This window comes from Christiangramia fulva (assembly GCF_003024155.1).
GTDB lineage: Bacteria > Bacteroidota > Bacteroidia > Flavobacteriales > Flavobacteriaceae > Christiangramia > Christiangramia fulva.
Window position 1 is genome coordinate 1903846 of sequence record NZ_CP028136.1, and the last position, 23153, is coordinate 1926998.

General features: G+C 41.2%; 23 protein-coding genes. 14 read left to right on the forward strand and 9 right to left on the reverse strand.

Features of this window, described 5'->3' with window-relative positions; translation table 11 throughout:
• The first annotated feature begins 79 nt into the window (after nt 1-79).
• The 8 genes from C7S20_RS08745 (at nt 80) to clpX (ending at nt 8387) form a co-directional block, all read left to right on the forward strand.
• Nucleotides 80-793, forward strand: coding sequence for a pyridoxine 5'-phosphate synthase (locus C7S20_RS08745; protein ID WP_107012125.1), 714 nt, complete (start codon nt 80-82; stop codon nt 791-793).
• Nucleotides 794-1555, forward strand: a complete 762-nt coding sequence (locus C7S20_RS08750; protein ID WP_107012126.1) for an alpha/beta fold hydrolase — start codon at nt 794-796, stop codon at nt 1553-1555.
• A gap of 119 nt (nt 1556-1674) precedes the next feature.
• Entirely contained in the window at nt 1675-2925 is a 1251-nt protein-coding gene (locus tag C7S20_RS08755; protein ID WP_107012127.1) for an OmpP1/FadL family transporter, read from the forward strand.
• Between the two features lie 12 nt (nt 2926-2937).
• Nucleotides 2938-4479: an SGNH/GDSL hydrolase family protein gene (locus C7S20_RS08760; RefSeq protein WP_107012128.1), complete on the forward strand. Its 1542-nt coding sequence runs from the start codon at nt 2938-2940 to the stop codon at nt 4477-4479.
• An 88-nt stretch (nt 4480-4567) separates the two neighbouring features.
• A complete protein-coding gene (locus tag C7S20_RS08765; RefSeq protein ID WP_107012129.1) occupies nt 4568-4909 on the forward strand; it encodes a phage holin family protein in 342 nt (113 codons plus the stop codon).
• A gap of 85 nt (nt 4910-4994) precedes the next feature.
• Complete coding sequence (tig, locus tag C7S20_RS08770; protein WP_107012130.1) at nt 4995-6317, forward strand: trigger factor; 1323 nt, start codon at nt 4995-4997, stop codon at nt 6315-6317.
• A 109-nt stretch (nt 6318-6426) separates the two neighbouring features.
• Nucleotides 6427-7104 carry an ATP-dependent Clp endopeptidase proteolytic subunit ClpP gene (gene clpP / locus C7S20_RS08775; RefSeq protein ID WP_107012131.1) on the forward strand — a complete coding sequence of 226 codons (678 nt, stop codon included), beginning with the start codon at nt 6427-6429 and terminating at the stop codon, nt 7102-7104.
• Nucleotides 7105-7154: 50 nt separating this feature from the next.
• The gene (gene clpX / locus C7S20_RS08780) at nt 7155-8387 is read left to right on the forward strand and encodes an ATP-dependent Clp protease ATP-binding subunit ClpX (protein WP_107012132.1); all 1233 of its coding nucleotides are present in this window, start codon (nt 7155-7157) and stop codon (nt 8385-8387) included.
• A gap of 187 nt (nt 8388-8574) precedes the next feature.
• Here the strand turns inward: clpX and C7S20_RS08785 are convergent, their stop codons facing one another.
• Genes C7S20_RS08785 through C7S20_RS08805 form a run of 5 tightly spaced genes read right to left on the reverse strand, consistent with a single transcriptional unit; the run spans nt 8575 to nt 11697 of the window.
• Entirely contained in the window at nt 8575-9399 is an 825-nt protein-coding gene (locus C7S20_RS08785; protein ID WP_107012133.1) for a TPM domain-containing protein, read from the reverse strand.
• The gene (locus C7S20_RS08790) at nt 9353-9790 is read right to left on the reverse strand and encodes a TPM domain-containing protein (RefSeq protein ID WP_107012134.1); all 438 of its coding nucleotides are present in this window, start codon (nt 9788-9790) and stop codon (nt 9353-9355) included. The genes C7S20_RS08785 and C7S20_RS08790 overlap by 47 nt, the downstream gene beginning before the upstream one ends.
• Before the next feature lie 3 nt (nt 9791-9793).
• The gene (locus C7S20_RS08795) at nt 9794-10390 is read right to left on the reverse strand and encodes a LemA family protein (RefSeq protein ID WP_107012135.1); all 597 of its coding nucleotides are present in this window, start codon (nt 10388-10390) and stop codon (nt 9794-9796) included.
• Nucleotides 10391-10720 carry a MerR family transcriptional regulator gene (locus tag C7S20_RS08800; RefSeq protein WP_107012136.1) on the reverse strand — a complete coding sequence of 110 codons (330 nt, stop codon included), beginning with the start codon at nt 10718-10720 and terminating at the stop codon, nt 10391-10393.
• A complete protein-coding gene (locus C7S20_RS08805) occupies nt 10720-11697 on the reverse strand; it encodes a M23 family metallopeptidase (protein WP_107012137.1) in 978 nt (325 codons plus the stop codon). Before C7S20_RS08805 ends, C7S20_RS08800 begins: the two co-directional genes overlap by 1 nt.
• A gap of 131 nt (nt 11698-11828) precedes the next feature.
• Here C7S20_RS08805 and alaS point away from each other — a divergent pair, with 131 nt between their 5' ends.
• The 3 genes from alaS to C7S20_RS08820 all read left to right on the forward strand — a co-directional run bounded on the left by alaS (nt 11829) and on the right by C7S20_RS08820 (nt 16417).
• On the forward strand, nt 11829-14444 hold the full coding sequence (alaS, locus tag C7S20_RS08810) for an alanine--tRNA ligase (RefSeq protein WP_107012138.1): 2616 nt from the start codon (nt 11829-11831) through the stop codon (nt 14442-14444).
• Between the two features lie 90 nt (nt 14445-14534).
• Nucleotides 14535-15500, forward strand: a complete 966-nt coding sequence (locus tag C7S20_RS08815; protein WP_107012139.1) for a GSCFA domain-containing protein — start codon at nt 14535-14537, stop codon at nt 15498-15500.
• Nucleotides 15501-15802: 302 nt separating this feature from the next.
• Nucleotides 15803-16417, forward strand: coding sequence for a DUF4230 domain-containing protein (locus C7S20_RS08820; protein WP_107012140.1), 615 nt, complete (start codon nt 15803-15805; stop codon nt 16415-16417).
• On the opposite strand, the gene C7S20_RS08825 is transcribed toward C7S20_RS08820, so the two are convergent.
• From C7S20_RS08825 to C7S20_RS19535, 4 genes are all read right to left on the reverse strand, one after another.
• Nucleotides 16414-18171, reverse strand: coding sequence for an aromatic amino acid hydroxylase (locus tag C7S20_RS08825; protein ID WP_107012141.1), 1758 nt, complete (start codon nt 18169-18171; stop codon nt 16414-16416). The two genes, C7S20_RS08820 and C7S20_RS08825, sit on opposite strands and share 4 nt — an antisense overlap.
• A 116-nt stretch (nt 18172-18287) precedes the next feature.
• Nucleotides 18288-18833: a DUF4136 domain-containing protein gene (locus C7S20_RS08830; protein ID WP_107012142.1), complete on the reverse strand. Its 546-nt coding sequence runs from the start codon at nt 18831-18833 to the stop codon at nt 18288-18290.
• A 26-nt stretch (nt 18834-18859) separates the two neighbouring features.
• Nucleotides 18860-20851, reverse strand: coding sequence for a urocanate hydratase (locus C7S20_RS08835; RefSeq protein ID WP_107012143.1), 1992 nt, complete (start codon nt 20849-20851; stop codon nt 18860-18862).
• Nucleotides 20852-20856: 5 nt separating this feature from the next.
• Nucleotides 20857-21027: a C1orf53 family protein gene (locus tag C7S20_RS19535; RefSeq protein ID WP_159039904.1), complete on the reverse strand. Its 171-nt coding sequence runs from the start codon at nt 21025-21027 to the stop codon at nt 20857-20859.
• A gap of 32 nt (nt 21028-21059) precedes the next feature.
• Between C7S20_RS19535 and C7S20_RS08840 the strand changes: the two genes are divergently transcribed.
• From C7S20_RS08840 to C7S20_RS08850, 3 genes are read left to right on the forward strand one after another with little or no spacing between them, the layout of a single operon-like run.
• On the forward strand, nt 21060-21386 hold the full coding sequence (locus C7S20_RS08840; protein WP_107012144.1) for a hypothetical protein: 327 nt from the start codon (nt 21060-21062) through the stop codon (nt 21384-21386).
• Between the two features lie 21 nt (nt 21387-21407).
• Nucleotides 21408-22334 (forward strand): 1-aminocyclopropane-1-carboxylate deaminase/D-cysteine desulfhydrase, encoded by a 927-nt coding sequence (locus tag C7S20_RS08845; protein ID WP_107012145.1) that lies wholly within the window; start codon nt 21408-21410, stop codon nt 22332-22334.
• Between the two features lies 1 nt (nt 22335).
• The gene (locus C7S20_RS08850; protein WP_107012146.1) at nt 22336-23151 is read left to right on the forward strand and encodes a glucosaminidase domain-containing protein; all 816 of its coding nucleotides are present in this window, start codon (nt 22336-22338) and stop codon (nt 23149-23151) included.
• Nucleotides 23152-23153: the final 2 nt, after the last annotated feature.

Genomic DNA, 23153 nt, shown 5'->3' on the forward strand with positions numbered 1-23153 from the left:
TGCTTTTCTGCAAATTAATCAAAATAAAATTCAATGAAGCAGGATACACTTTGTATTTTTGTTAATAAAATAAGCCGAAATGACCAAGTTAAGCGTAAATATCAATAAAATAGCTACTCTTAGAAATGCCCGCGGAGGTAATGTTCCTGATGTGATAGAAGCTGCAAAAAAAATTGAATCTTTTGGAGCTCAGGGAATAACCGTTCATCCCAGGCCCGATGAGAGGCATATAAGATATAACGATGTTCGGGAGCTAAAACCTGTAATAAAAACTGAATTTAATATTGAAGGAAAACCAATTCAGGATTTTATGAATCTCGTTCTTGCGGTAAAGCCGGAACAGGTTACACTGGTGCCCGATGCCGAAAATGCCATCACCTCAAATGCCGGCTGGGATACCTTGAAAAACGGACTTTATTTAAAGGAAGTGATCGCCGATTTTAAATCGCATGGCATTCGTACTTCGATATTTGTAGATCCCGATAAAAAAATGGTGGAGGGTGCAGCCGAAACAGGGACCGATCGTATTGAGCTATATACTGAGAAATTTGCTGTTGATTATGGCAAAGGAGATAAAAATGCGGCAAAAACATATGCCGAATGTGCTAAGCTCGCCCATGAATTGGGATTGGGAATAAATGCCGGGCATGATCTTTCTCTCGAAAATATCGCTTTTTTCCATAAAGAGGTGCCATATCTTGACGAAGTTTCCATAGGACATGCATTGATCTCAGAAGCACTTTACCTCGGCCTGGAAAAAACCATTCATCAATATTTAAAATTATTGAAGTAAATGAAACTTCACTCCAAGATCTTAGGAAAAGGTAAGCCTTTCCTCATTCTTCACGGTTTTTTAGGAATGAGCGATAACTGGAAAACCCTAGGGAAACAGTTTTCAAAAAAAGGATTTGAGGTCCATCTTATCGATCAGCGAAATCATGGAAAAAGTCCACATAGTGACGATTTTTCTTATGAGCTTATGGCCGCTGATATCAATGAATACTGTAAGGAGCATCAGCTTGAAAAAGTGATTCTTATGGGGCATTCAATGGGAGGAAAGACGGCCATGCTCTTTGCCTGTAAAAATTCTTCACTGGTAGAGAAATTAGTGGTAGTTGATATTGCGCCAAAATATTATGCTCCGCATCATCAGCAAATTCTGGAGGGACTCACTGCGCTCGACGATGCGCAACTTTCATCGCGCGGAGATGCAGAAGATCTGCTTGAAAAATTTATTCCTGATACCGGTGTAAGGCTATTTCTTCTTAAAAACCTTTACTGGAAAACTAAAGACCGCCTTTCTCTTAAGTTAAACCTGCCTGCTCTAAAGGCAAATATTGAGAATATAGGTGCGGCTCTTGATAAAAATTTAAGTTATGAAGGCCCCACACTTTTTATAAAAGGGGAGAAATCTAATTATATTATTTCTGAAGATCGAAAAGAGATAAAATCACACTTCCCAAAAGCTATCATAGTGAGCATCAAGGGATCAGGGCATTGGGTGCATGCTGAAAAAAGTGACGAATTTTTTGAGGCTGTTGTCCGTTTTGTTTAAAACCTTTCTAAATTTATTATGCATACATAATAAATATCATCATTTGGTTGCATACTTGATAAATTCTTCAGATTTTGTCACTCTATAACACTTGTTAAAAAATTAAACCTACACAAATCATGAAAAGAATATTTTTCCTTGGCCTATGTTGTTTGGCCACGGCATTTTCTTATGCTGGAGGTTACCGTGTGAGTCTTCAGGGTCAGCGTTCGCTGGCGATGGGGCATACAGGAGTAGCCGTGGTGAACAATGCCGAGCTTGCTTTTTTTAATCCCGCCGGATTAGTCTATCTCGAAAATAAAATTAATGTTGCAGCCGGTGTGAGCCCTGTATTTTCAAATGTTGTTTGGCAAAATGAAGAATTCGGGCAGATGGCCAGGACCGATAGCCCTGTGGGCACTCCATTTTACGCTTATTTTTCCTATAAATTAAGCGATAGGTTCAGCCTTGGCTTTGCAGCTTATACTCCTTACGGGAGTAGCGTTGAATGGCCTACCGACTGGGCTGGTTCTCATTTAGTGAACAATATCGAGCTTCAGACAATTTATGTCCAGGCTTTGGCTTCCTTCAAAATCACCGATAATCTTTCTATTGGTGGGGGTCCCATTTACGTTAACGGAAAAGTCAATTTCAACCGGAATCTTAACCGAAGCCTTACCGATCTTGAAGGAAACAGGGCGAATGTAACAGTAGATGCCAGTGGTGTGAATGCGTTTGGATGGTCTGCCGGACTTATGTACAGCCCAACAGACAGCCTCAGGATTGGCGTGAATTATCGCTCTCTGGTGAAAATGAAAGCCGAAGGCGGTACTGCAGATTTTCAAAATGTTCCTAATTCTCCATTGACTCCGTTTCACGATACGACTTTCGATGCTGAATTACCCATGCCGGCTGAACTTTCAGTTGGAATTTCTTACCAGCTGGATGAAAAATGGTTGTTTGCCTTCGATTACAACAGGACCTTCTGGAGTACTTATGAATCTTTGGATATAGATTTTGCCGATCCCAATATACCCGATTCCAAAAACCCGAGAAATTATAAGAATTCTTCAATTTATCGATTCGGATTTCAATATACCGCTGACGAAACTTTTACTTTGCGAGCCGGTTATTACTTCGATCAGTCACCGGTTCGATCGGGATATTTTGCGCCTGAAACCCCTCGTAACAGCTCTAATAACTTCACCGGAGGTCTTTCAATTAATGTAAGCGATCGTGTTGCTATCGATGCGGCTTTCCTTTACAGCCGTTTCGAAGAGATCAATGAATCTTATGATTATTACCAGGAAAACCAGCAGAACGTTCCCTTTGAAGGAACTTATAAATCAAGTGCCTTCGTACCTGGCCTGGGTGTAACCATTAAAATTTAATATTTAGAAAAAATGAAAAAATATATATTATTATCCGGACTTCTGGCGCTGGGTCTTGTTTCCTGCGAACCCGAACTTCGAAATTCTATTGAAGAACAGGATTTTTATACCAGTGGGACAGCCGATTTTTCTCATTATGTAGCTTTAGGGAATTCCTTGACCGCAGGTTATGCTGATGGAGCCTTGTATATAAGCGGACAAATGAATTCTTATCCCAGTATCCTTGCTCAGAAATTTGCCCTTGTTCAGGAAACTGATGAATTTACTCAACCACTCGTAAGCGATAATTTTGGAGGTTTGCTCTATAATGGTAATCCAATTAAAGAAACGCGATATGTATTAAGCGTTGGAGCTGATGGGCCAATGCCTGTAAGACTTAGTAAAACTCCCACTACCGAGGTGACCAACCGGCTGGAAGGTTCCTTCGGAAATATGGGAGTGCCCGGTGCGAAATCTTTTCATTTAATAGCACCCGGTTATGGGAATATGCAGGCGGTGGCAGCCGAAATGGCAAATCCCTATTTCGCAAGGTTCGCCAGTTCAGATAATACCACCGTTTTAGCCGATGCACTGGCGCAGAATCCAACTTTCTTTACTTTATGGATTGGAAATAATGATGTTTTAAATTATGCTACTTCGGGTGGTGCAGGTATTTATCAGAAAAATAACACCGATTTTACTACCTACGGCGAAAATGATATTACAGATCCCAATGCCTTTGCCTATGTGTATGACCAAATTGTGAGCAAGCTGGCCGGAGAAGATGGAGCAAATGCTGACGGAGTTCTTATTGGGATTCCACAGGTTTCTTCGATTCCTTTCTTTAATTTGGTTCCCCCAAACCCGATACCGTTGGATGCTCAAACCGTCGCTGCCCTTAACGCGAAATTTGGTGCTTATAACACTCAAATCCTTCCGGGATTGGTTCAGGCTGGGGTGATCACTCAGGCTGAAGCCGACAGCAGAAAAATTTCTTTTACGGCCGGAGAAGGTAATTTTGTAACTATCGTAGATGAAGATCTTACCGCGCTTGCCAGTATTTTGATGGGAGAGCCTTTCAATCTTGACGCTCAAACAGCGGGATTGCTGAGCCAGCTTCGCCAAGCTAATTCAACCGATCTTATCCCGTTAACCTCAGCTTCATTTATTGGGACAACAGTAAACGGAAATCCTCTGCTGGTTAATGGAGTTTCTGTTCCCTTAGCCGATCAATATGTGCTGACTTTTGAAGAGCAACAGGATATAGTTGAAGCTACCACGGCCTATAATGCAGCTATTAAAAGCATTGCAGATGCCTATGAACTTGGATATGTTGATTCTGGAGAACTGCTTAATCAATTGAATAGTGGTGGAATTGCTTTCGATGGCGGTACACTTACTTCCACTTTCGTAACAGGAGGTGCTTTTTCACTCGATGGAGTTCATTTAACTCCAAGAGGCTATGCCCTTTTAGCCAATAAGATAATTGCCGAAATAAATACCACCTATAACGCTGAGGTTCCAAAAGCCAACGTGGGAGAATATCCAACTGTAACACTGGACCAGAACCTTTAGTAATATTAAAATTCATATAAAATTTGGAATAGCCGGGAGTAACCCGGCTATTTTTTTGCAATTTTATGCTTCAGTAAATTAGATTATTATGAAATTTATAATCCGCCTGCTATTAACCGGAATGTTTGTTGTTATTCTGGCCTGGTTGCTTCCCGGCGTAAGTGTAGAAAATTACTGGACAGCCGTAATTGTTGCTCTGGTTCTTGCAATTTTAAACTTCCTGGTAAAGCCAATTCTCATTCTATTAACCCTTCCGGTCACAATACTGACCCTTGGTTTGTTCCTTTTAGTGATCAATGCAATTATTATTTTTATTGCTGATGGTTTCGTGGAGGGCTTTAATGTGGACGGCTGGTTTATGGCCATCATTTTTAGCCTTTTGCTGTCACTTTTTCAAAGTATTGTCTATTCTGCATCAAAAGCAGATTAGAATTGCTGAATTTCAATTATTTGAAACTTTGTATGCTTTTGAAAATTGTGTAATTTTGCACTCCAATTTTTTATAACAGATCAAAATGAATATTACCAGAGAGAATATTGATGACTTAAACGCGGTAGTTAAGGTAGATATCGCCAAAGAAGATTATGAAGGCAAAGTAGATAAAATATTAAAAGATTACCGTAAGAATGCCAATATTCCCGGTTTTAGAAAAGGGCACGTACCTATGGGAATGGTTAAGAAGCAGTACGGAAAGGCTGTTTTGGTGGATGAGGTGAACAAGTTGCTTCAGGATAGTCTTAATAAATACCTTACCGAAGAAAAACTGGATGTTCTTGGAAATCCGATTCCTAAAGAGCAGGAAAATTTTGATTGGGATAAGGAGAATTATAGCTTTGAGTTTGAATTAGGGCTTGCTCCCGAATTTGAGGTCAACCTTGATCTTAAAGAACCTGTGACCAAATATAATATCGTTGCCGATGAAAAAATGGTCAATAAGCAAATTGAGAATATTCAGAAGCAATACGGTAAGTTAAAATCTAAAGATGTTGTGGAAGAAGGTGATGTCGTTGCCGGAACCTTCAAAAACGAAGAAGAAGGAATTGACCATGAAACTTCCGTAGAACTTGAAAATATAAAAGGGAAGAAAAACCTGAATAAATTCGTAGGAGCTAAAGTTGGTGATACCATCAAGTTGAATACGAAAGGACTTTTTGAAGATGATCATGCGCTGATCAATCATCTGGATATTGAGCATGATCGCGCCCATGACCTTGATATTGAGGTTGAATTTACCATTTCGGAAATCAATGAAAGAGAACTTGCCGATCTTGACCAGGAACTTTTTGATAAACTTTTTGGTAAGGATAAGGTGAAATCTGTGACTGAACTGAAAGAAAAAATAAAAGAAGACGCCGCGAAACAATTTCAGCAGCAAAGTGATCAGCAATTGATGAACGATGTTACCGAAGCCTTAATTGAAGCCACAAAATTTGAACTTCCAAAGGAATTTCTTCAGAAATGGATCCAAACTGTTGGTGAAAAACCAATGACCGAGGAAGAGGCCAAAGAAGAATATGAGAATAGTGAAAAAGGGCTTCGCTACCAGTTGATCGAGGGTAAAATCATTAATGATAATAATCTTAATGTGAACTTTGATGATCTGAAAGCTTTTGCGACCGATAAGATAAGGCAGCAAATGGCTCAGTTCGGTCAAACCGATCCATCTCAGAAAGAACTTGACGATATCGCCGCAAGAATTCTTTCAAACCAGGATGAGGCCAAGCGACTTTCAGAGCAGTTAATGAACGAGAAACTGTTGAATTTCTATAAAGAGAATATGAAATTCAATGAGAAAGAAGTGACTTACGAAGAATTTGTGAAAGAGATTTATAAGTAAGCCTTTTTACGATATATTATCTATCTTTAAGGCGTTAACTCATAAAAAAGGCTAACGCCTTTTTGCTTTTAGCCCTTAATTTATTAAGATAAAGAAAACAAAAAAATAAATGGACTACGGAAAAGAATTTCGAAAATATACTGTTTCAGATCATGGGATCAACAGCAATTATTACGATAAGATCATAAGTAGTATGGTGCCCGTTGGGATGACTCCCAATATTATTGAAGAACGACAAATGAATGCCGTGGCAATGGATGTATTCTCCAGATTAATGATGGACAGGATCATCTTTTTAGGGACCGCGATCAACGATCAGGTTGCTAATATTGTACAGGCTCAGTTGCTGTTCCTTGAAAGCACCGATGCTAGTAAAGATATTCAAATCTATATCAATTCCCCCGGTGGAAGCGTGTACGCTGGTCTTGGGATTTATGACACCATGCAGTTTATAAAACCCGACGTTGCCACTATTTGTACCGGAATGGCGGCCTCTATGGGAGCGGTACTTTTATGTGCTGGCGAAAAAGGCAAACGAAGCGGTCTTCCTCACTGCCGTGTGATGATTCACCAGCCAATGGGGGGAGCCCAGGGACAGGCGAGCGATATTGAAATTACAGCTCGTGAAATCCTTACGCTAAAAGAAGAATTATATAAGATTATCGCTAAACATAGCGGTCAAACTTATGAAAAAGTTCATGAAGATAGCGATCGTGATTACTGGATGAAAGCTGAAAAAGCTAAAGAGTATGGTATGATCGATGAAGTTTTAAAGAGAGAAGGATAAATTGTAACTTGCTTTTTCTAACTTGTTAGAAACTGGCAAAAAAAGAAAAAATGGCGAAAGAAGATCTAGAATGTTCCTTTTGCGGGAGAAAAAAACCTGAAACCAATCTGCTCATCGCAGGTCTGGATGCCCACATTTGTGACCGCTGTATTGAACAGGCGCATGGGATCGTCGTGGAAGAATCCAGGCAGGGAGAGGCAAGAGAGCTTTCTTCCGATCTTATGCTGAGCAAGCCCAAGGCAATAAAATCATTTCTGGACCAGTATATCATCGGGCAGGAAGAAACCAAAAAGGTACTTTCTGTAGCTGTTTACAACCATTATAAAAGATTGTTGCAGCCTGAAAGTGAAGATGATGTTGAAATTCAGAAAAGTAACATCGTGATGGTTGGGGAAACCGGAACAGGAAAAACCCTGATGGCCCGTACCATTGCAAGAATGCTTAACGTGCCTCTGGCAATCGTTGATGCTACCGTGCTTACTGAAGCAGGCTATGTGGGTGAAGATGTAGAAGGAATTTTAACGCGGTTGCTTCAGGCTGCCGATTACAATACGGAAAAAGCCCAACGTGGAATTGTTTTTATTGATGAGATCGATAAAATAGCGCGTAAAAGTGATAATCCTTCCATTACCCGCGATGTGTCAGGAGAAGGTGTTCAGCAGGCTTTATTGAAATTGCTGGAAGGGACAACAGTGAATGTTCCGCCTAAAGGGGGCCGTAAACATCCCGATCAGAAATTCATTGAAGTAAATACTGAAAATATTTTATTCATTGCCGGAGGAGCTTTCGACGGAATTGAAAGGATCATCAGCAAAAGATTGAATATGCAGGCCGTAGGTTTCAGCGCTTCCAAAAGCGAGGATACTATTGAAAGAACCAATCTGCTGAAGTATATCATTCCGAAAGATCTGAAAGAATTTGGACTCATTCCGGAGATCATTGGTAGATTGCCTGCGCTTACTTATATGAATCCGCTGGACAAAGACACCTTAAGGGCCATCCTTACCGAGCCGAAAAATGCCATTATTAAACAGTATAAAAAGCTGTTTGAAATGGATGAAATCGATTTTGATATTACTGAAGAAGCATTGAACTATATCGTTGATAAAGCGGTGGAATATAAGCTTGGTGCCCGTGGTTTGCGTTCGCTTTGCGAGGCTATATTAACCGATGCGATGTTTGAACTTCCTGAAAGTGGTGAGGGTGAATTAAGCGTTGACCGTGAATATGCTGAAGACAAATTGAACAAATCTACAATGAGCAAACTAAAAGCGGTATCGTAAAAGAGCTATAAGCTTTAAGTCGTAAGCTCTAAGCGAGTTCGATTAGAAAATAGATAATAAAAAAAAATCCCTCGCAATCGAGGGATTTTTAGTTGAATAATAATTTTGTCTAAAGTCTAAAGTCTAAAGTCTAAAGTCTAAAGTCTAAAGTCTAAAGTCTAAAGTCTAAAGTCTAAAGTCTATAATATCACCAGCTTCCTCCGGCTCCGCCGCCGCCAAAGCCGCCGCCACCGAAACCTCCACCAAAGCCTCCGCCGCCGCCAAAGCCTCCGCCTCCGGAACTGCCGCCTCCAAAGCTGCCCCTGCCAAGAGAGCTCAGAATTATAGCGTCCCATAAAAGACTTCTTCCTCGTCCGCGACCGCCTCTTCCGCCTCCGCGTTTATTGATCATGGAAATGATAATTATGATAAAGAGAATAAGGAAGATGATGGCTCTTGCAGGAATTTCGCCGCCAGACCTTCCTTGAGGTGCACCTTTAAAAGTTCCGTTTAAGACCTGGAAAATCGCGGTCGTTCCCTTGTCGAGGCCGGTATAGAAATCGCCATTTTTGAACTCAGGTAGTATGATCTGGTCAATGATCTCTTTTGTTTTGGCATCGGTTAAATACTCTTCAAGGCCGTATCCAGTGGTGATCCATATTTTTCGGTCCTGTTTGGCTACAAGAATGAGCAGACCATTGTCTTTTTTGCTTTGCCCAATTCCCCATTTATGGGCCCAATGAGCGGCATAAGTGCCTTCATATTCTCCATTAAGGCTGGGAATGGTAGCAACCACGATTTGAGTTGAAGTGGTATCAGCATAATTGATTAGCTTTTGCTCGAGCCGGTTTTCATCGGTAGCTGAAAGCATATCTGCCCCGTCATAGACGCTGGTTTCTTTCGAAGGTTTTTCAGGAATGTCCAGTTGGGCAAAAACCTGTAAACCGACTAGAAGGAAAAGTAATAAGAATAGCTTTTTGATGGTGCTAAGATTTTGAAATTTGATCAGATAATTCGTTGGTATCGTCTTCATCCCAGGGGAAGTGCTTCTGTAGCTGCTCTCCAGCTTTCAAAATTCCGTTTACCAAACCTTCCTTAAATTCGCCATTTTTAAAATGGGAGACGATGAGCTCTTTGGTGCTTTCCCAAAAATCGTCGGGAACTACATCATTAATGCCTTTATCCCCATAGATCACAAAATTTCGATCTTCTACGGCAACATAAATAAGAACCCCGTTTTCCTGCCTGGTATTATCCATTTTCAGCATGTGGAAAACTTCCATCGCACGTTCGAAAATATCGGTCTTCCCAGCCGTTGGTTCGAGGTGAACCCGTATCTCACCGGAAGTTTTTTTCTCTGCCACGCGAATGGCGTTTACAATTTCTTCTTCGTCTTTTTTGGTAATGAAAGCTTCTTTTGCCATTTGTTAAAAATCGAAATCTACATCAGGTGCATTTTCTGCTCCTTCTTCTGCCTGGAAGGGAGGTTTACGTTCAAATCCGAACATTCCTGCAAAAATATTGTTAGGAAATTTCCTGATATAAGTATTGTATTGCTGTACAGATTCATTGTAGCGCGTTCTTGCCACGCTGATCCTGTTTTCTGTACCTTCCAGCTGAGATTGTAACTGCAGGAAGTTCTGATTTGATTTTATTTCAGGATATCTTTCCACGGTTACCAAGAGTCTGGACAGTGCTGATGATAAGCCGCTTTGAGCCTGTTGGAATTTTTGGATCTGGTCTGCGCTGAGGTTATCGGCATTCACGTTTACCGAAGTGGCCTTTGCCCGGGCTTCCACCACATCTTTTAAAGTCCCTCTTTCAAAATCGGCAGAACCCTGAACGGTATTCACCAAATTTGGAATAAGATCACTTCTACGCTGGTATGCATTCTCAACATCGGCCCAGTTCTTTTTTACACTTTCTTCAAGTTCAACGGCCGTATTATTCACCCCGGCAGTGAGGCTGTATATTATAATTCCCAGAATTACAATAATTATTGTAGGGATTAACCATTTTTTCATTTATAGTTGGTTTTTTAAGTTGATAAGTTCTGCTTTTATAGCTTCCAACTTACGAATTATTTCGAAGTTGCTAAGCGTTTTCTTCTTTTCTTCTTTCAGATGAATTTTCGCGCCTTCCAGGGTAAATCCGCGCTCTTTTACCAGGTGATAAATGAGTTCGAGGTTTTTGATATCTTCCGGAGTGAATTTCCGGTTGCCTTTGGCATTTTTTTTCGGCTTGATCACGTCAAATTCTTTCTCCCAGAACCTTATCAGGGAAGTATTCACATTAAAGGCACCGGCAACTTCACCTATGCTATAATAACGTTTCTCGGGAAGGCTGATGTGCATTAATCAAGTGATTGGTTTTCTCGCTGGGCTTTTTCCAGGATTTCACCAAATTCTTCAGGTGAAAGATTTCCATAATAGAAATTGATAGGATTGATTCTTTTATCATCCTTAAAGATCTCGTAGTGAAGGTGCGGGCCTTCCGATCTTCCTGTGCTTCCTACATATCCAATTACATCTCCACGTTTTACTTTTTGTCCGCTTTTCACATTGTATTTATAGAGGTGACCATAGAGGCTGGTATAACCAAAACCATGATCAATTCGTATATGGTTTCCATATCCGGTAGAGCGGTTGTCTGCCCTTATCACGGTGCCATCTCCGGTAGCATACACAGGAGTTCCCCGTGGGGCCGTAAAATCCATTCCGTAATGGAATTTTTTCACTTTGGTAAAGGGGTCAGTTCTCCATCCATAGCCCGAAGCGATCCTGGAAAGGTCTTCATTCGCCACGGGTTGTATTGCAGGAATGGCTTCCAGAAGCTTTTCCTTCTTTTTAGCAAGTGAAGCAATTTGATCCAGGGATTTTGACTCCACCACCAGTCTTTTGGTAAGTACATCCATCCGCTTGGCGGTTTGAATTATGAGTTTGCTGTTGTCGAATCCTTCCAGATCCTTATAGCGGTTCACCCCTCCGAACCCGGCTTTACGCTGTTCTTCAGGAATGGGATTGGCTTCAAAATACAACCTGTAGATATTATTATCGCGGTCTTCAATATTGGCCATTACATCCTGGATCTGGTCCATTTTTTTGTTGAGAAGGCCATACTGGAGTTTCATATTCTGAAGCTCCCTTTTCAGGGCTTTCTCTTTTGGGGTTTCAATTTGGGGAATGTTCAGGTAAATTACCAGAAGAATAAAACCTGCAAGGAAAGAACCTGTAATTCCTAACAAGATTATCCCAAAACGACGGCCTTTTTTCTGCTCGATTTTCTTATAAGAAAGGGTCTCGTTATCGTAATAATATTTGACCTTCGACATGAGTTAAATTTATACTATTTTTGCGTCTCGATACGGCTCAAATACCGTGCAACTTTAAACGGTAAACGAACAAATATATAAATTGTTTTGCCGTCTTCATAATTTAATGAATTTTGCAAGAAATCAACTCCATGAGGTCACAGGAAATACGCAAACAGTTTCTAGAATTTTTTAAGTCGAAAAAGCATACCATTGTTCCCTCGGCTCCAATGGTCATCAAAGACGATCCCACGCTGATGTTTACCAATGCGGGGATGAACCAGTTTAAGGAATATTTCCTTGGAAATTCAAAACCGAAAAGCAAACGTGTGACCGATACGCAAAAATGCCTTCGGGTAAGCGGAAAACACAATGATTTGGAGGAAGTGGGTCATGATACTTATCACCACACCATGTTCGAAATGCTCGGAAACTGGAGTTTTGGGGATTATTTTAAAAAGGAAGCCATCAACTGGGCGTGGGAATTGCTTACGGAGGTGTACGGGATAAATCCCGAAAATCTTTACGTAAGCGTTTTTGAAGGAACTGAAGATAAAGATAATCTGCAGCTCGATTCTGAAGCTTTAGAACTGTGGAAAAAGATAGTTTCTGAAGAACACATCATCTACGGAAATAAAAAAGACAACTTCTGGGAAATGGGAGACCAGGGACCCTGCGGGCCCAGTTCAGAAATCCATATCGACCTGCGTTCAGAAGAAGAAAAAGCAAAGGTTCCCGGAAGAGATTTGGTGAACCGGGATCATCCGCTGGTAGTGGAGATCTGGAACCTGGTATTTATTCAGTATAACCGAAAAGCGAACGGAGACCTGGAAGAGCTCCCGGCCAAACATATCGATACCGGAATGGGTTTTGAGCGCCTTTGTATGGTGCTTCAGAATAAAAAATCTAATTACGACACTGATGTGTTTACGCCTCTGATCTCAGAAATTGAGAAAATTACCAATTCCAAATATGGCAAATCTGAAGAAATTAATGTTGCCATTCGTGTGATTGCCGATCACGTTCGTGCGGTTGCTTTCTCGATTGCCGATGGACAGTTGCCTTCAAATACCGGTGCCGGCTATGTGATACGTCGTATTTTACGAAGGGCCATCCGCTACGGATTCACTTTTTTGAAAATTCGGGAAGCCTTTATTTATAAGCTTATTCCGGTTCTCAGCGAACAAATGGGAAGTGCCTTTCCGGAATTAATAAATCAGAAAGAGCTTATTTCAAATGTGATACGCGAAGAGGAAGCCTCTTTCCTTCGCACACTGGAGCAGGGCTTGATCCTTCTCGACGACCTGATGCGTACGGCTAAGACCAAAAAAATATCAGGTGAAAAAGCTTTTGAATTGTACGATACTTACGGATTCCCCATCGATCTTACTTCCCTGATACTTCGTGAGAACGGTTTTGAGCTTGATGAAGCTGGATTTCAAAAAGAATTACAGAAACAGAAAGACCGGTCACGAAAGGCCACTCAGGTAAGTGCCGGTGACTGGGTAGAATTGAACCCGCTTGAATCGAATGCTTTTATTGGGTATGATCAGCTGGAAGCTGAAGTGAAAATTGCCCGATATCGTACAGTAGAATCCAGGAAAAAAGGAAAAGCTTATCAAATTGTTCTTACGCAAACTCCTTTTTATCCTGAAGGCGGCGGGCAGGTTGGCGACACGGGCATTTTGATGTCTTCTGAAGGCGAAGTGGTCGAAATTCAGGATACAAAAAAGGAAAATAATCTTATCGTTCATTTTACCAGTAAACTTCCTGAAAACCCGGATGCCGATTTCAAAGCGATCGTCAACAGCACCGAAAGAGCCAAAACGGCTGCAAATCATTCTGCCACACACTTATTACACCAGGCGCTAAGGCATGTTTTGGGAAAACATGTGGAGCAAAAAGGTTCAATGGTGCAGAGCGAGTACCTGAGATTTGATTTTTCGCATTTCAGTAAGGTAAGCGATGAGGAACTTGAAAAAGTTGAAAAATTCGTGAATGAGCGCATCAGGGAACAGTTGAGGCTGGAAGAAAAACGAAATATGAGCTATCAGGACGCATTGGAACAAGGTGCCATAGCTCTTTTCGGTGAGAAATACGGCGATGCTGTTCGCGCCATCCGTTTTGGAGATTCTATGGAGCTTTGTGGAGGAACCCATGTTGGTAATACCGCTGATATCTGGTATTTTAAAATTGTTGGAGAATCTTCGGTAGCTTCGGGAATTAGAAGGATAGAGGCCATAACCGGCACGGCTGCTCTTGAATATTTTGAAAATCAGGATCGAATTCTTGAGGAGATAAAAAGCGGACTCAAGAGTGCTGGCGATCCTGTGAAAGCGGTTCAAAATCTTCAGGAAGAAAATGCGGAATTGAAAAAGCAGGTGGAAAGCTTGTTAAAAGACAAGGCTAAAAACCTCAAATCAGAATTGAAACAGGAAGTGAAATCGATTAACGGTGTAAATTTCCTCGCTAAAAAAGTTGATCTTGATGCGGCAGCTCTAAAAGATCTTGCTTACCAGTTAGGAGATGAACTGGAAAACCTTTTTGTGATCTTCGGAACAGAACAAAATGGAAAAGCTTTGCTTACCTGTTATATTTCTAAAAATCTGACCTCGGAAAAAGACCTGAATGCCGGGACTATCGTTCGTGAGCTCGGGAAATATATCCAGGGCGGTGGTGGCGGACAGCCATTTTTTGCCACTGCCGGCGGTAAGAATCCAGGCGGCATCAATGAAGCACTGCAAAACGCTGAAAGTTATCTGAAGTAAGTGAGATTTCATTCTGGACCTGTTTTAGAATATAGGAATAAAAATCATCCCGGGACCCTAAAATAAGAGTAATTTGACTTATTATTTATTATGGAGTTTAGAACAAAAGTACCAGTGCAAAACGGATTTCCGAAAATCAGTCATAGCTCGGGAATCTTTCTTATGGGTTCCTGTTTTGTTGAAAATATTGGTTCTAAACTGGAGTGGTTCCGCTATAAAAACCTTCAGAATCCAACCGGGATTATTTTTCATCCAGCTCCCATTGCCCGATTTTTAAACAGGATAAGCCAGGAAAAGGAGTTTAAACGAGAGAACATACTGGAATTTAACGGCAGATGGATCAGTCTTGAAGCGCATTCCAGGATGAACCGCAAAACCGAAAAAGAATGCCTTTCTGATCTTAATGCTTCCCTGGAACATAGCCGGAATTTCATAGGCCGCGCTTCGCATGTTATTATTAGTCTTGGCACAGCCTGGGGCTACCGGCATGAAAATTATGAAGGTATTGTGGCTAATTGCCATAAGATTCCTCAGAAAGAGTTTATTAAAGAACTGTTTTCCATCGGGGAAATTGAGCAGGCTTTAAAAGTGATTGCTACCTCTTTATTTCAAATTAATAAATCGGCCAGCATTCTTTTTACCGTTTCACCGGTGCGGCATTTAAAAGACGGGATGATCGAAAATCAGCGTGGTAAAGCAAATCTGCTAAGCGGACTTCATAATTTTCTGGAAAAAGAAGATGATCCGAGACTTCATTATTTTCCTTCCTATGAAGTTCTGATGGATGAATTGAGAGATTATCGGTTTTACACTTCAGATATGCTTCACCCGAATGAAACCGCAATAGATTATATATGGAAAATATTTTCTGAAGCGTGGATAGATATCGAAAGTCTTGAGCTTAACCCTAAGATCGATGCTGTTCAAAAGGCGCTTTCTCATCGTTTTCGCGAAGAAAATTCAGATTCATATAAGAAAATTCTTACGAAAATACAAGCAAAAATCGCTGAAATTCAAGAAAAACACCCTGAAATTACTTTTTCTGAGCCCCTATGATTACTGGGATCATCAGAATTTTAATATAAAGGAAACACAATTTTTATCTTTTATATTAAAATATTCGTATTTTTATCATGCAAATCTGAGGTAATAAAACCTGATTGTAGAAGGTTGTACAGCCCAAATAATCAATAAATTACAAAGATTTGTTTTCTAAAATTTGTTGGGGTAGATTTTAGAATATACCAGAGGTACGGGTGGGGCCGGCCTCTGGTTTTTTTATTCCTTAACTTTCTTTAAGATTTCTGTCATTTTTCTTCTCTTTCTTTTTGCCTATCTTTTTTTCCTAAAAGTTGATAATGAAAAATTTTTTACTGGCTTTTCTGTTTATCGCGGTACTCATTCTAAGTTATCTGTATATCAGGGAGCGCAAAAATGATAAAGACAGCCTGGAAGAAAATACCGAATTGATCAGGAATCAAATTCGAAATGTTGGAAAGCTGGTGGTGACCGAAGGCAATTTCACCCAGGTTTTTACTTATAAGAATTCAAAGAGTTTTTATCTGGATATCCTTTCTGCGCGAAAAAAGGCGCTGATCATCGTTAATGCCGAAGCCAGTGTTGCGTATGATCTCAGTAAGATGGAAACCGAAATTGACAGGAAGAACAAAAAGGTTATCATTAAAAATATTCCCGAACCAGAATTAAAGATAGATCCAAACATAAAATATTATGATGTTACCCAGGATTATCTGAATCAGTTTAACGCAGAAGATTATAACCGCATCAAAGAACGAATTGAAAAAGGACTTCGGGAAAAGATTGAAAAATCTTCCTTAATGACCAATTCTCAAAACCGCCTTATAAGCGAGCTTCAAAAGATCTATATTCTTACCAGCAGTATGGGATGGACACTGGAATATCGCAATCAGCCTATAAAAAATGTAGAAGATTTTGAAAGTCTGAAGCTTTAAGAAATTACTAATCCGGTTTGCGCCATTTCAATTCCGTCGTCGATTAAATGCGCGATATTTGGCCTTAGTCTTTTAACTTCTTCCAGATGTTGTTTTACTTCAGCTGCAAAGCGCTGATCGTCTTCTGTGGCTATTTCATATATTTCTACTGAAAGCAGCCAATCTTTGGGATGATGTTTTCGTACAATATCAAAAGCAGCTTCCAAAGAGAATTTCGTGTTCTCACCATTCCTAATATTTCGCACCGCCTGGTACAGAGATTCGAGTTCTTCCCTTTCGGGTGTTTTTTTGCTTTTGATGGTAGTGGAAGAAGGAGTGTGGGTGATCAAATCAAATGATCCATGATCGGCAGGTCCCGCAAAGGCTGAAATGATTTCTTTGCCAACGGCCATATCATAGCGTCCCCAGTCGGGTTTAAAAAGTATTTCATCACCGTAGGTAACGGTGCAATTTTTAAAACTAATGAGAATGATCTTGCCCTGCAGGTTTCGGGTGCCGGTAATGATCTCACCTTCTACTTGAATGCCGCCTTCGAATTCTAAAGCGACATTCTTTCCTTCATAGATGTCGTAGGCCTTTAAATCCCGCGGACTCATATCTTCTATAGCCAGATTTATTCCCTTCAACTTACCAATGGGTGAACCAAAACCTTCAGGGTGTGTTGAAATTCCGTGGCCCACAAGTTCTTTTTCGCGATAGGAGAGGGCAGTTTTTCCTTCAGTTTGGACGTAAGCGGGTTTACCTTCATATTCTATCACTCGTGAAAAATTGCCAGAAACCTGGATTCCCGTACTCAATTCTATGGAGCCAATATTTTTGGAATCGATAAGTTTTTTCACACCTTCGAGTCCCCCACGGCGAAGCGCCATCTTATTGGCAAATTCTTCCAAAACCAGGCTTAAATGTGCAAAATCTGGAGTTACGTATAGCTGTGGCTGAGGTTTTGTAATATCGAATTCCTGATGTGAAGCTTCGATCGTGTATGGGAGTTTTGGTACTGCATCGGTCATACAGGATTTGCTTTCACCAATAGAAGAAAGCAATCCGGCACCATAGATCTTCGGATTTTCGGGAGTGCCTATCAGGCCGTATTCAACTGTCCACCAGTGCAGGTTCCTTATCTGTGCCATTTCGCTGGGCGTAACTTCGGCATTCTGAAGCTCATCCACACGTTTTTCAACCGCTTCGATTTTTTCCTTAGGAGTGTTTTCGGCTTCCTTTAAAATAGAAAGTTCCCTGATGGCTTCATAGATCTCATAATCATGGGCACTGGAGATCGCCTTACAACCAATTTCTCCGAACCTTCTCAGATATTCGGCATATTCAGGATTTGCGATAATAGGCGCGTGGCCGGCTCCTTCATGTATTATATCTGGAGCAGGGGTATATTCTATATGTTCCAGCTGGCGAATATCACTGGCGATCACCAATACGTTATAGGCCTGGAACTCCATAAAGGCCGCTGGCGGAATAAATCCGTCAACCGCTACGGCAGCCCAGCCAATTTCCTTTAAGATGCGGTTCATCCCGTACATATTAGGAATATGATCGATCGAAATTCCCGTTTGCTTGAGTCCTTCCAGGTAAGACTCATGGGCGACCTTGCTCAGGTAATCTACGTTCTTGCGCATCACATACCTCCAAACTGCCTGATTTATTGAGGAATAATCCTCATAATTCTGAGGCTTTATATATTGCCTCAAATGCGCAGGAAGTCGGTCCAGCACTTCGTTCGATTCGATTTTTTCTATCATCAGGTTATTAACTATAACGTTTGCGTTAAAAGTACAAAAATTGAAATAGATTGTGAAAATTCAGGTAACGATAAGAGCTAAAAAAAGCCCCATTAACAGGAGCTTTATTTTAGGTGTTATTCATTCTTTTTTCCCGGAGGATATTTTTCCATAATCTCAGAGACGATCTCATTAATGCGTTCCTGCTTGCGGTTCACTTCCCTGGCGAGGGCGGCGGTTCCCATTCCCTGCCATACCAGTTCCTTGTCAGAGGCGTCTATTAAATCTATATAAAGGGTTCCTTCGCTGGTACGGTTTACATTGTTATAACCTGCTCCCCAGTACCATGGGCTCCAGCCCCAGCCATAACCCCAGTAAGGATAATTGTTCTGATAGATATTAATATTTTCATTGGTCTTGGTAAAAATGCTTACCAACAGGTCTGGATTTTCAGATTTTGTCAATCCTTTTTCCTGCATTTCGTCTTCGATCGCCCGTAAGATCCTTTTTTTGTCGAGGTCTGAAATCTCAGCTTTGTCGATTCCAGGTTTAAAAAACGCATAGGTCTTGTAGTTGTCGAAATTTGCTTCGCGGTCATAGTCGGAAGCTACCTGCACTGAGCTGCACGATGTAATGAGCAGTGTAAACAGTAGCAGAACTGGTGTAATTTTAAGAAATCTCATAGGGTTCCGAATTTAATTTGTACAAATCATTCATCAAAAAGGCGCTGATCCACCATATTGGGTAGGGTGAGTTTTAACTGCGGATTGAGCTCCATTGCTCTTTTCGCGGTAAAAACAGCATCCTGGTTCCTGGCCCATGATCTTCTGGCGATCCCGTTATTGACATCCCAGAATAACATGGATTTCAGGCGCTCTTCTGATGCTGAATTACCTTCAAGAATCATGCCGAAGCCGCCGTTGATAACTTCACCCCAACCAACTCCGCCGCCGTTATGGATGCTTACCCAGGTAGCCCCTCGAAAGCTGTCACCAATCACATTTTGTATGGCCATGTCTGCCGTAAAGCTGGAACCATCATAAATATTGGAGGTTTCACGGAAAGGTGAATCGGTTCCTGAAACATCGTGATGATCGCGGCCAAGAACTATTGGGCCAATTTCTCTTTTTGCGATGGCATCGTTAAAAGCTTTGGCGATCTTAATTCGGCCTTCGGCATCAGCGTATAGGATCCTTGCTTTTGAACCTACTACCAGCTTGTTTTCTCTTGCTCCTTTGATCCACTGGATATTATCCTGCATCTGCTGGCGTATTTCTTCCGGAGAATTTTTCATCAGCTCTTCTAAAACCGAGGCGGCGATCTCATCCGTTTTCTGAAGGTCCTCATCTTTTCCCGAAGTACAAACCCACCGGAAAGGGCCGAAACCGTAATCAAAACACATGGGGCCCATAATATCCTGCACATAGCTCGGATATTTGAAAGTTTTTCCGTCTTCCTTCATAATATTGGCGCCTGCACGGGAAGCCTCAAGAAGGAAAGCATTTCCATAATCAAAGAAATAAGTGCCTTTTGCCGTATGTTTATTGATAGCGGCCGCCTGTCGCCGCAGACTTTCCCTTACTTTTTCTTTAAATTGATCAGGATCGGATGCCATCATCTCCTGTGCTTCTTCAAAAGTTAGGGCTACCGGGTAATAACCTCCGGCCCAGGGATTATGCAGCGACGTCTGGTCACTTCCCAGGTCGATATAAATATCTTTTTCAGCAAAATACTCCCATACCTCCACGATGTTTCCGTGGTAAGCGATGGAAATCACTTGCTTATTCTCTTTGGCCTTTTTTACCCTTTCGGCTAAAGATCCCAGATCTTCGATCACTTCATCTACCCAGCCCTGGGAATGCCGTGTTTGAATCGCCTTGGGATTCACTTCCGCGCAAATAGTAATACAACCGGCTATATTTCCGGCTTTGGGCTGAGCACCACTCATTCCGCCAAGACCTGAGGTCACAAATAATTTTCCGCTAAGATCTTCTCCTGCTTTTGATATTTTTCGGCCGGCATTCAAAACAGTGATGGTGGTGCCGTGAACGATTCCCTGCGGACCAATATACATATAACTACCAGCCGTCATTTGTCCGTATTGGGTGACCCCCAGAGCATTGAACTTCTCCCAGTCGTCAGGTTTGGAATAATTAGGGATCATCATTCCGTTGGTCACCACCACCCGGGGAGCGTTTGGATGCGAAGGAAAAAGTCCCATTGGGTGACCGGAATACATCGCCAGCGTTTGATTTTCGTCCATCGTCGCCAGGTATTTCATGGTCAGCCTGTATTGTGCCCAGTTCTGAAAAACCGCCCCATTTCCGCCGTAAGTGATCAATTCATCGGGATGCTGTGCCACGGCAGGATCAAGGTTGTTCTGGATCATCAGCATAATCGCCTTGGCCTGGATGCTTTTTCCGGGATATTCCTCTAAAGGTCTTGCATAGAAATCATAGTCAGGCTTAAAACGGTACATATAAATGCGGCCGTATTTTTCCAGTTCTTCCCTGAATTCAGGTAAAAGTGTTTTATGGTGCTTTTTATCAAAATATCGCAAGGCATTCTCGAGTGCCAGTTTCTTTTCTTCATCATCCAGAATCTCTTTTCGCTTTGGCGCGTGGTTTACCGATTCGTCATAAGGCCTGGCTTTTGGTAACTCATCAGGAATTCCTTCCAGTATCTGTTCTTTGAAGTTCATTCTTATTATTCTTGTCGGTTTGTTTTTTTATTATATCCGTACGGGCAATGCCGGCATCCGCTCTCGCAGCAGTAGCCTCTTTTCAGAAGATATTGCTCCGTAAAGCAGCGATATCCCTCAGGAGTAAGATAATAATCACCTTCTTCGAGTGGTATTCTTTTTTTCTGAAAATTCATAGAGCTAAATTACAATTTCTTATCTTGAATGCATGATTCTAATCGTGAATAAACGACTGCTATCGGGCAGATTTAAAGGCATCAGCCTTTGGCCTTTTGTAATTGTTGGGAACAAGGAGCTTAAAGCCGATAGGGCATTTATTAATCATGAAAAGATACATCTTCGCCAGCAATTGGAACTTCTGGTGATCTTTTTTTACCTGTGGTATGTTGCAGAATTTCTTATTCGATATATAAAATGCGGAAATTCCCTGCGAGCTTATCGAAATATCAGCCTGGAGCGGGAGGCTTATCGGCGGGAAAATGATCTGGATTATCTTAAGAATCGTCCTTTCTGGGCTTTTTTGAAATTTTTGTAAAGATTCCTGTAGTTTTGCAGCATGCCCAATTTCTTTCATATTCATGAAGCTGAAATTCCCAATCAGTTTATTCGGAAATTTCCCGGAAATATTGAATTATGGATAAAAAGGGAAGATTTGCTGCATGAGCAGGTTTCTGGAAATAAATTCAGAAAACTGAAATATAATCTCATCGTAGCTGAAAAGCTAGGCTATGAAAGGCTTCTCAGCTTTGGTGGCGCACATTCCAATCATATCGCGGCTCTGGCAGCAGCCGGAAAATTGGCAAATTTCGAAACTATAGGTATTATAAGAGGAGAGGAGCTGGAATTTCAGGAAGAAAAATGGAGCCACACCCTTAAATTTGCCAGAACCTGCGGAATGAACTTCAAATTTGTAAGTAGAAGTGAGTATCGTGAAAAAAATACCGAAACCTTTCAGAAAAAATTAAAGGCTGAATTTGGCCAATTTTACCTAATCCCGGAAGGTGGTACTAATGAACTGGCGATTAAAGGTTGCGAGGAGATTTTAAAAGCTGAGGATGAAAATTTTAATTTTATAGCCGTGAGTGTGGGTACAGGTGGCACCATCAGCGGACTCATAAATTCTTCCGCTGCACATCAAAAAATTCTTGGATTTCCTGCCTTAAAAACTGATTATTTGCGGCAAGAAGTTGAAAACCATGTGAATAAGTCTAACTGGGAGCTCATACTAAACTATCATTTTGGCGGTTATGCAAAGACAAACGCTGAATTAATCGCCTTTTTGAATCAATTTTATAAAGATTATCAAATCAAACTGGATCCTGTTTATACTGGAAAGTTAGTTTTTGGTATTTTTGACCTTATAAAGAAAGGATATTTTCCTTCAGATTCTAAAATTCTGGCTATTCACACCGGCGGATTGCAGGGAATTGAAGGAATGAACCAGATGTTGAAAAAGAAAAAAATGCCTCAAATAAATTACTGATATGAAATTCAGCCGAATTCTTTTCCTTCCATTATTAGCCTTTTTCGTGTTTTCCTGCGGAAGCCATAAAAAAGTGGTTACCCATAAAGAAGAACACTCCGAAAGACATCAACATGAAACTCCTCGTGTTACTGAAGAGCCCGATGAACCCTCGGCTCCACAAGATTCATACGCTTATACCGTCGAGAAATATATTGAAACCTACGCGCCAATCGCCCAGGAAGAAATGAAATTATATCATATTCCGGCAAGTATTACCCTTGCACAGGGTATCCTGGAATCTGCTGCCGGGAATTCAGAACTTACCCGGACTGCAAATAATCATTTCGGAATAAAATGTCACGACTGGAATGGCGAAAAGGTCTATCATGACGACGATCGAAGGCAGGAGTGCTTCAGAAAATATAAATACGCCAGATATTCATTTCGGGACCATTCGTTATTTTTGGCAGATCGTCCGCGCTATTCCGAACTTTTTGAGTTAGATGCCGACGATTACAAAGGCTGGGCGCATGGCTTGAGAAGAGCGGGTTATGCAACCGACAGGCATTATCCTGATAAGCTCATCGACCTTATTGAAAAATATAAGTTATACCGTTACGATTCTGAAGTTCCCGATTCACAGATATCTTCTCTTGCAAGTAATAATGATCGCGCACCACAAGCGACTTCAACTTCAGAAAGGCATACGGTTGTAAAAGGCGATACTTTATATTCCATAGCCAAAAGGTATAACACAACAGTCGAAGAAATTAAAAGAACCAATGGCCTTAATGATAATACCATTTCTATCGGCCAGGTTTTAAGTATAAAATAGCA

What these genes read in the sequence shown, in the direction of transcription:
- C7S20_RS08745 (WP_107012125.1), top strand. Translation starts at nt 80, where the DNA reads ATGACCAAGTTAAGCGTAAATATCAATAAAATAGCTACTCTTAGAAAT.
- C7S20_RS08750 (WP_107012126.1), top strand. Translation starts at nt 794, where the DNA reads ATGAAACTTCACTCCAAGATCTTAGGAAAAGGTAAGCCTTTCCTCATT.
- C7S20_RS08755 (WP_107012127.1), top strand. Translation starts at nt 1,675, where the DNA reads ATGAAAAGAATATTTTTCCTTGGCCTATGTTGTTTGGCCACGGCATTT.
- C7S20_RS08760 (WP_107012128.1), top strand. Translation starts at nt 2,938, where the DNA reads ATGAAAAAATATATATTATTATCCGGACTTCTGGCGCTGGGTCTTGTT.
- C7S20_RS08765 (WP_107012129.1), top strand. Translation starts at nt 4,568, where the DNA reads ATGAAATTTATAATCCGCCTGCTATTAACCGGAATGTTTGTTGTTATT.
- tig (WP_107012130.1), top strand. Translation starts at nt 4,995, where the DNA reads ATGAATATTACCAGAGAGAATATTGATGACTTAAACGCGGTAGTTAAG.
- clpP (WP_107012131.1), top strand. Translation starts at nt 6,427, where the DNA reads ATGGACTACGGAAAAGAATTTCGAAAATATACTGTTTCAGATCATGGG.
- clpX (WP_107012132.1), top strand. Translation starts at nt 7,155, where the DNA reads ATGGCGAAAGAAGATCTAGAATGTTCCTTTTGCGGGAGAAAAAAACCT.
- C7S20_RS08785 (WP_107012133.1), bottom strand. Translation starts at nt 9,399, where the DNA reads ATGAAGACGATACCAACGAATTATCTGATCAAATTTCAAAATCTTAGC.
- C7S20_RS08790 (WP_107012134.1), bottom strand. Translation starts at nt 9,790, where the DNA reads ATGGCAAAAGAAGCTTTCATTACCAAAAAAGACGAAGAAGAAATTGTA.
- C7S20_RS08795 (WP_107012135.1), bottom strand. Translation starts at nt 10,390, where the DNA reads ATGAAAAAATGGTTAATCCCTACAATAATTATTGTAATTCTGGGAATT.
- C7S20_RS08800 (WP_107012136.1), bottom strand. Translation starts at nt 10,720, where the DNA reads ATGCACATCAGCCTTCCCGAGAAACGTTATTATAGCATAGGTGAAGTT.
- C7S20_RS08805 (WP_107012137.1), bottom strand. Translation starts at nt 11,697, where the DNA reads ATGTCGAAGGTCAAATATTATTACGATAACGAGACCCTTTCTTATAAG.
- alaS (WP_107012138.1), top strand. Translation starts at nt 11,829, where the DNA reads ATGAGGTCACAGGAAATACGCAAACAGTTTCTAGAATTTTTTAAGTCG.
- C7S20_RS08815 (WP_107012139.1), top strand. Translation starts at nt 14,535, where the DNA reads ATGGAGTTTAGAACAAAAGTACCAGTGCAAAACGGATTTCCGAAAATC.
- C7S20_RS08820 (WP_107012140.1), top strand. Translation starts at nt 15,803, where the DNA reads ATGAAAAATTTTTTACTGGCTTTTCTGTTTATCGCGGTACTCATTCTA.
- C7S20_RS08825 (WP_107012141.1), bottom strand. Translation starts at nt 18,171, where the DNA reads ATGATAGAAAAAATCGAATCGAACGAAGTGCTGGACCGACTTCCTGCG.
- C7S20_RS08830 (WP_107012142.1), bottom strand. Translation starts at nt 18,833, where the DNA reads ATGAGATTTCTTAAAATTACACCAGTTCTGCTACTGTTTACACTGCTC.
- C7S20_RS08835 (WP_107012143.1), bottom strand. Translation starts at nt 20,851, where the DNA reads ATGAACTTCAAAGAACAGATACTGGAAGGAATTCCTGATGAGTTACCA.
- C7S20_RS19535 (WP_159039904.1), bottom strand. Translation starts at nt 21,027, where the DNA reads ATGAATTTTCAGAAAAAAAGAATACCACTCGAAGAAGGTGATTATTAT.
- C7S20_RS08840 (WP_107012144.1), top strand. Translation starts at nt 21,060, where the DNA reads ATGATTCTAATCGTGAATAAACGACTGCTATCGGGCAGATTTAAAGGC.
- C7S20_RS08845 (WP_107012145.1), top strand. Translation starts at nt 21,408, where the DNA reads ATGCCCAATTTCTTTCATATTCATGAAGCTGAAATTCCCAATCAGTTT.
- C7S20_RS08850 (WP_107012146.1), top strand. Translation starts at nt 22,336, where the DNA reads ATGAAATTCAGCCGAATTCTTTTCCTTCCATTATTAGCCTTTTTCGTG.